Source organism: Caulobacter sp. P1_B12_2, assembly GCF_056406675.1.
The window spans coordinates 1-5590 of record NZ_JBFTZS010000308.1; the positions used below are offsets into that span (position 1 = coordinate 1).

Below are 5590 nucleotides of genomic sequence, written 5' to 3' on the forward strand. Positions count from 1 at the left end.
CCCGCGCACCGATCCGGTGGCGATCATGCTGGCCCTGCACGACGACCGCTGCCTTCTGGGCCGCCAGGCCGCGTGGCCGCCTGGCATGTATTCGGCCCTGGCCGGCTTCGTCGAGCCCGGCGAGACCATCGAGGAGGCCTGCGCCCGCGAGCTGATGGAGGAGGCCGGCCTGACCGCCACGGCGGTGCGCTACCACTCCAGCCAGCCCTGGCCGTGGCCCTCGTCGCTGATGATGGGTCTGATGGCCGACGTCGACAGCGACGCCGCCGCGCCGGACCAGACCGAGCTGGAAGCGGTGAAGTGGTTCACCAAGGACGAGGCCAAGGCGCTGATCAAGGGCGAGCTGGAAGGCTTCTTCGCACCGCCCCCGCTGGCGATCGCCCATCAGCTGATCAAGGCCTGGGCGGAGGCGGAGAGCTAGGCCTCTTCCAAGCGGGTTGTCATCCCGGACGAGCGCGCAGCGCGAAGATCCGGGACTGACGCCTGAGCGCAGGCGCTTCCGGCGGTCCCGGATCAGCGGCCCTTCGGGCCTTGTCCGGGATGACAACTGATTTGGGTGTGATGGAGCTACCCGAACAGCTTCACCAGCTCCCGCACCACCATCACCGCCAGGGTGATCGTCGACAGCGAGAACACCAGGAACCGCAGGGTCACCGCGTTGACGCTGACCTGCACCAGGCTGTGGACCACCCGAAGCGCCACATACAGCCAGGCCAGGTGCAGGGCCCAGCCGTCCGCGTGGCCGGCGATCTGGATGGCCAGGGCGGCCGCGTAGAAGATCGTCGGCTGCTCCATCAGGTGATTGTAGTTGTCGCCCGCCGAGCGGACCCCGGCGGGCAGGACATTCAGGCTGCCCGGATGGGCCGCGTCCTGCGGCTTGATCCCCGCCTTGCTCATCGCCGGAATGCGGCGGACGTACATCCAGAGCCAGATCACCAGCGACCAGGCCACGAGCACCATCACCGGTGCGATCAGAGTGTGCATTGTCGGCCCTCCCCAGACCTTTGTTTGGGCCAGCTAGCCAGAGAACCGCGTTCTGGCAAAGCCTGCCCTTGCGGCAAGGCCCGCGTGAGCATTCCCCGGATAGGCACACTTCATAATTGTGTGTAGCCTCGACAAATCCTTATACGGGATCTTGGGAGGGGGCTCCGATGTCGAACCTTGGGAAGATCATCCGGGTGCTGGCCGTGGTGGTCGGCGTCTTCGTGGCGGCGCTCCTGCTCGACCGACTGGGCGCCTTTCTCGAGCCGCCGCTGCCGCCGGCCCAGCCGGTTCGCCAAGCGCGCTGGCTGGAGCAGAACTGGAGCTCCAGCGAACGCTACTGGTTCCACCACGCCACCCAGGGCACCTCGTCGGTGCCCATCCCCTATGCCTGGTTCGTGGCCCTGGCCGAGCCGAAGATCTCGCCGTTCGGGCCCGAGCGGCTGCTGTCCGGCGACGCCTACATGCAGAAGCTCGGCTTCATTCCCAGTCCCAAGGCCGGGGCCGGCGACGCGGCGCGCTACGGCTACGCCGCGCCGATCCAGCTGGGCCGACAGGACGCGCGGGGCGAGATGCTGCCCAGCGAGAACCCCGACGGCCTGCCTGTCGGCTTCGCGATCACCCGGGCCTACAAGGATCCGACCACCGGGCAGATGCTGCCCGATCAGATCGGCCTGACCTGCGCGGCCTGCCACACCGGCCACCTGGAATATAACGGCGTCAGCCTGCGCATCGACGGGGCCAACGCCGCGACCAGCCTCAGCGACCTGACCAAGGCGGCCACCGCCGCCCTGCTGCTGACCGAGGTCCTGCCCTGGCGCTTCAAGACCTTCGCCGACCGCGTCCTGGGATCCAAGGCGACCAAGGCCCAGCGCAGGGCGCTGCACGCCGAGCTCAAGACCACCCTGAAAACCCTGATGGGCCAGGCCGCGGCCACCGCCCGCATCGACAAGGACAATGTCGACGAAGGCTTCAACCGCCTCGACGCGCTCAACCGGATCGGCAACGCGGTGTTCTACACCAACCTCGTCGCCGCCAAGGGACCCGGCTTCGATCCGCTGGTGAACTACGCGCCGGTCGATGCGCCGGTGAAGTATCCGCATCTGTGGAACACGCCGTGGTTCTCGTGGGCGCAGTACGACGGCTCGATCGGCCAGCCGGCGATCCGCAATGTCGGCGAGGCGCTGGGCGTGTCGGCCCGGGTCAACATGACCAGCTTCTCCGACCCCGCCCGCCTGTGGACCTCGTCGGTGCCGGTCCACAACCTGGGTGAGATGGAGCAGTTGATCGAGGGCGGCAATCCCCAGGAGCGCCTGCCCGACAATCGCGTGCGCGGGTTCACGGGCCTGATGTCGCCCAAATGGCCGCAGGACGTTCTGGGCCCGCTGGACCCGGCCAGGGCCGCCGCCGGGCGGCGCGTCTACGCCGAACGCTGCCAGGGTTGCCACCTGCCGCCGGTCGACGATCCCGGCCAAGCCCTCTACGCCCCCGCCAACTGGACGCCGGTCAACGAGCACGGCGAGAGTTATCTGCAGAACCACGTCATTGCCCAGAGCGTGGTCGGCACCGATCCGGGCCAGGCCCGAGTGCTGTCCACGCGCAAGATCACCGTGCCGCTGGCCCTGGGCGTGCAGCCGGGCGTCACCGATCCCAAGACGGGCGTGATCTGCTTCACCACCCCGACGCCGCCCCAGACCCAGCTGGTGTTCGGCCAGGCCCTGGCCTCGGCGGTGCAGTCGGTCGTCGACAAGTTCCAGGTGCGGCGGGGCCTGCTGCTGAGCGCCCCGCAGGTCGCGGCCGACAAGGGCAACCGCCCCAACTGCATCGAGGCCCAGATCGCCTACAAGGCGCGGCCGCTGAACGGGATCTGGGCCGCGCCGCCCTATCTGCACAACGGTTCGGTGCCGTCGATCCAGGCCCTGCTTGGTCCCGATCCCGCCCGCGACCGCCCGACCACCTTCTGCCTGGGCAACCGACCCTACGATCCCAAGGCGGTCGGGCTGGACGTCTCGTCCTGTCCGCGTGGCAGCTTCAAGTTCGACACCCGCACCAAGGGCAACTCCAACCGCGGTCACGAATTCCGCGACGGGACCGTCGGCAAGGACGGCGTGATCGGCCCCAAGCTCAGCCCGGACGAGCGCGTGGCGCTGATCGAGTTCCTGAAGAGCCAGTGAGGGCTCGCCCCTTTGCCACCGTCATCCGGGGCCTTGCGCCCGGGATGACGGTGGTTGCGGGGGCTCTTRAACCCGGTCCCGGAACGGGTCGGCCGGATAGACCCCCAGCACTTCGAACTTGTCGGAGAAGAACTTCAGTTCGTCGAAGGCCAGGGCCAGGGGGCGGTCCTCGGGGCGGCCGTCGACCTCGGCATAGAAGAAGGTCGCGGTGAAGGCCCCGCCCTCCATGTAGCTTTCCAGCTTGGTCATGTTGACGCCGTTGGTCGCGAACCCGCCGAGCGCCTTGTAGAGGGCGGCCGGCAGGTTGCGGACCTTGAACACGAAGCTGGTCACGCAGCGGTGGGTGAACGGCGGCGGTTCGGGCTTGGCCTCGGCGGTCATCACCAGGAAGCGCGTGGTGTTGTTACGCTCGTCCTCGATGTCGCGGGCCAGGATGTCCAGGCCGTAGATTTCGGCGGCCAGGGCCGGGGCCACGGCGGCGCGGGTGGGATCGGGCTTCAGGGCCAGGGCCTTGGCGGCGCCGGCCGTGTCGCCGGCGCTCTCGTGGGCCAGGCCCAGCTTCTTGAGACTGTGCCGGCACTGGCTGAGCGCGATCGGCATCGAAGAGGCGATCTTCACCGTCTCCAGCGTCACGCCCTTGTTGGCCATCAGCTGGAAGCGGATCGGCTTGAAGCGTTCGCCGACGATCTTCAGGCCCGAAGCGGGCAGCAGGTGGTGGACGTCGGCCACGCGGCCGGCGATCGAGTTCTCGATCGGGATCATGCCCAACTGGCAGGCGCCGGTCTTGATGGCCTCGAACGCCTCCTCGAAGGTGGCGCAGGGCACGGCCTCGTAGTCGGGAAAATAGGTGCGGCAGGCCTCATGGCTGTTGGCGCCGGGCTCGCCCTGGAAGGCGATCTTCTTGAGGATGCTCATGCTGACTTCCCGGCCGCATACGCGCGGGCCGCTTCGAGGTCGGAGGGATTGTCGACGGAGATCGGGGCCTCGGCGGCCACGGCGGCGCGCAGGGACAGGCCCAGTTCCATGGCCCGCAGCTGTTCCAGCTTCTCGCGCTTCTCCAGCGGCGAAGGCGGGGCGGCGTTGAAGGCCTCCAGCGCGGCGCGGCGATAGCCGTAGATGCCGATGTGACGCCAGATCGGGGCGTCGCCATAGAGCGTGGAGCGGGTGAAATACAGCGCCCGGCCCGACAGGCCGTCCTGCTCCATCGCCAGCACGGCCTTGACCACGTCGGGATTGGTTCGGTCGGCGGGCGAGGCTTCGGGCGCGACGACCGTGGCGATGTCGCAGCCGGGATGGGCGCCCAGCAGGTCGGCGCAGGCGCTCAGCACCGACGGCTGCACGAACGGCATGTCGCCCTGCAGGTTGATGACCACGTCGTGGCGGCGTTCGGGGTCCAGCACGTCGAGGGCCGCCAGGATGCGGTCCGAGCCCGAGGCCAGGCCCGGATCGGTCAGCACCGCCTGGCCGCCGGCCTTCTTGACCGCGTGGACGATGGYGATGTCGCCGGCCGCCACCGCCACCGGACCGATTCCCGCCGCCTGGGCCTGGCGCAGCACGCGGACGATCATCGGCACGCCGCCGATGTCGGCCAGGGGCTTGTCGGGGAGACGGGTGGCCGCCATGCGGGCCGGAATGACGACGATGGGGTTCATGTAGAGGCCGTTGCGGGTCAAAACCGTTGCTGCCCGGTTGCGCCCCGGGCGGTAGCGTGTAAGAGACGCGAGCGCAACATGGAGCGCGCGGGGGAACCCTCCGGGCGCGGATTTCGGGCCTGTCGTCAGACGGCCCCCAAGAGGCTGGTAAGGCTTTAGATGAGCGACCTGACGTTCAACAAGATCTTCGGCGGCGTCCTGATGACGGGCCTGATCATTTTCGGCCTCAAGGAAGCGTCGGACATCGTTTTCGCCAAGCACGAGCTTGAAAAGCCCGGCTACGAGATCGCCGTCGTCGAAGACGCGGGCGAAGGCGCCGCGGCGGCCGAGGTCGCCCCCGACTGGGGCAGCGTCCTGCTGGTTCCGGCCAATATCGAAGCCGGCAAGGCCGTGACCGCCAAGTGCGCCTCGTGCCACAGCTTCGAGCAGGGCGGCCCCAACGGCACCGGCCCCGACCTGTGGGACGTCCTGGGCCGCAAGCCCGGCTCGCACGGCGGCTTCGGCTATTCGGCCGCCATGACCGAGTTCGGCGGCAAGACCCCGGTGTGGGACTACGACCACATCGACCAGTTCCTGAAGGCCCCGGGCAAATACATCTCGGGCACCAAGATGACCTTCGTCGGCCTGAAGAAGCAGGAAGACCGCATCGCGGTGATCTCCTACCTGCACAGCCTGGGCTCGAAGCTGCCGGTTCCGGCGCCGAAGCCGGCTGGCGCGGCCCCGGCTCCCGCTGCGGGCGAGGCTCCGGCCGCCGGCGCCGCCGCCGCGGGTTCGGCTCCGGCC

At 68.9% G+C, this 5590-nt stretch carries 6 protein-coding genes; 3 read left to right on the top strand and 3 right to left on the bottom strand.

Translation table 11 applies throughout. From position 1 onward, the window contains the following. Positions 1 to 421, top strand: a 421-nt coding sequence (locus tag AC1DZ6_RS17555; protein ID WP_477098430.1) for an NAD(+) diphosphatase, incomplete at its 5' end; no start/stop codon positions are given. Positions 422 to 567: 146 nt separating this feature from the next. Here AC1DZ6_RS17555 and AC1DZ6_RS17560 read toward each other — a convergent pair. Continuing rightward, positions 568 to 984, bottom strand: a complete 417-nt coding sequence (locus AC1DZ6_RS17560; protein WP_477098431.1) for an MAPEG family protein — start codon at positions 982 to 984, stop codon at positions 568 to 570. A gap of 167 nt (positions 985 to 1151) precedes the next feature. Between AC1DZ6_RS17560 and AC1DZ6_RS17565 the strand changes: the two genes are divergently transcribed. After that, positions 1152 to 3155 carry a di-heme-cytochrome C peroxidase gene (locus AC1DZ6_RS17565; protein WP_477098432.1) on the top strand — a complete coding sequence of 668 codons (2004 nt, stop codon included), beginning with the start codon at positions 1152 to 1154 and terminating at the stop codon, positions 3153 to 3155. Positions 3156 to 3176: 21 nt separating this feature from the next. On the opposite strand, the gene AC1DZ6_RS17570 is transcribed toward AC1DZ6_RS17565, so the two are convergent. Together AC1DZ6_RS17570 and AC1DZ6_RS17575 are read right to left on the bottom strand one after the other, a co-directional pair. Next, positions 3177 to 4070: a prephenate dehydratase gene (locus tag AC1DZ6_RS17570; protein ID WP_477098433.1), complete on the bottom strand. Its 894-nt coding sequence runs from the start codon at positions 4068 to 4070 to the stop codon at positions 3177 to 3179. Then, positions 4067 to 4807, bottom strand: a complete 741-nt coding sequence (locus AC1DZ6_RS17575) for a 3-deoxy-manno-octulosonate cytidylyltransferase (RefSeq protein WP_477098434.1) — start codon at positions 4805 to 4807, stop codon at positions 4067 to 4069. Before AC1DZ6_RS17575 ends, AC1DZ6_RS17570 begins: the two co-directional genes overlap by 4 nt. A gap of 159 nt (positions 4808 to 4966) precedes the next feature. On the opposite strand from AC1DZ6_RS17575, the gene AC1DZ6_RS17580 reads away from it, so the two are divergent. Continuing rightward, on the top strand, positions 4967 to 5590 hold a 624-nt coding region (locus AC1DZ6_RS17580; protein WP_477098435.1), incomplete at its 3' end, for a c-type cytochrome.

What these genes read in the sequence shown, in the direction of transcription:
- AC1DZ6_RS17560 (WP_477098431.1), bottom strand. Translation starts at nt 984, where the DNA reads ATGCACACTCTGATCGCACCGGTGATGGTGCTCGTGGCCTGGTCGCTG.
- AC1DZ6_RS17565 (WP_477098432.1), top strand. Translation starts at nt 1,152, where the DNA reads ATGTCGAACCTTGGGAAGATCATCCGGGTGCTGGCCGTGGTGGTCGGC.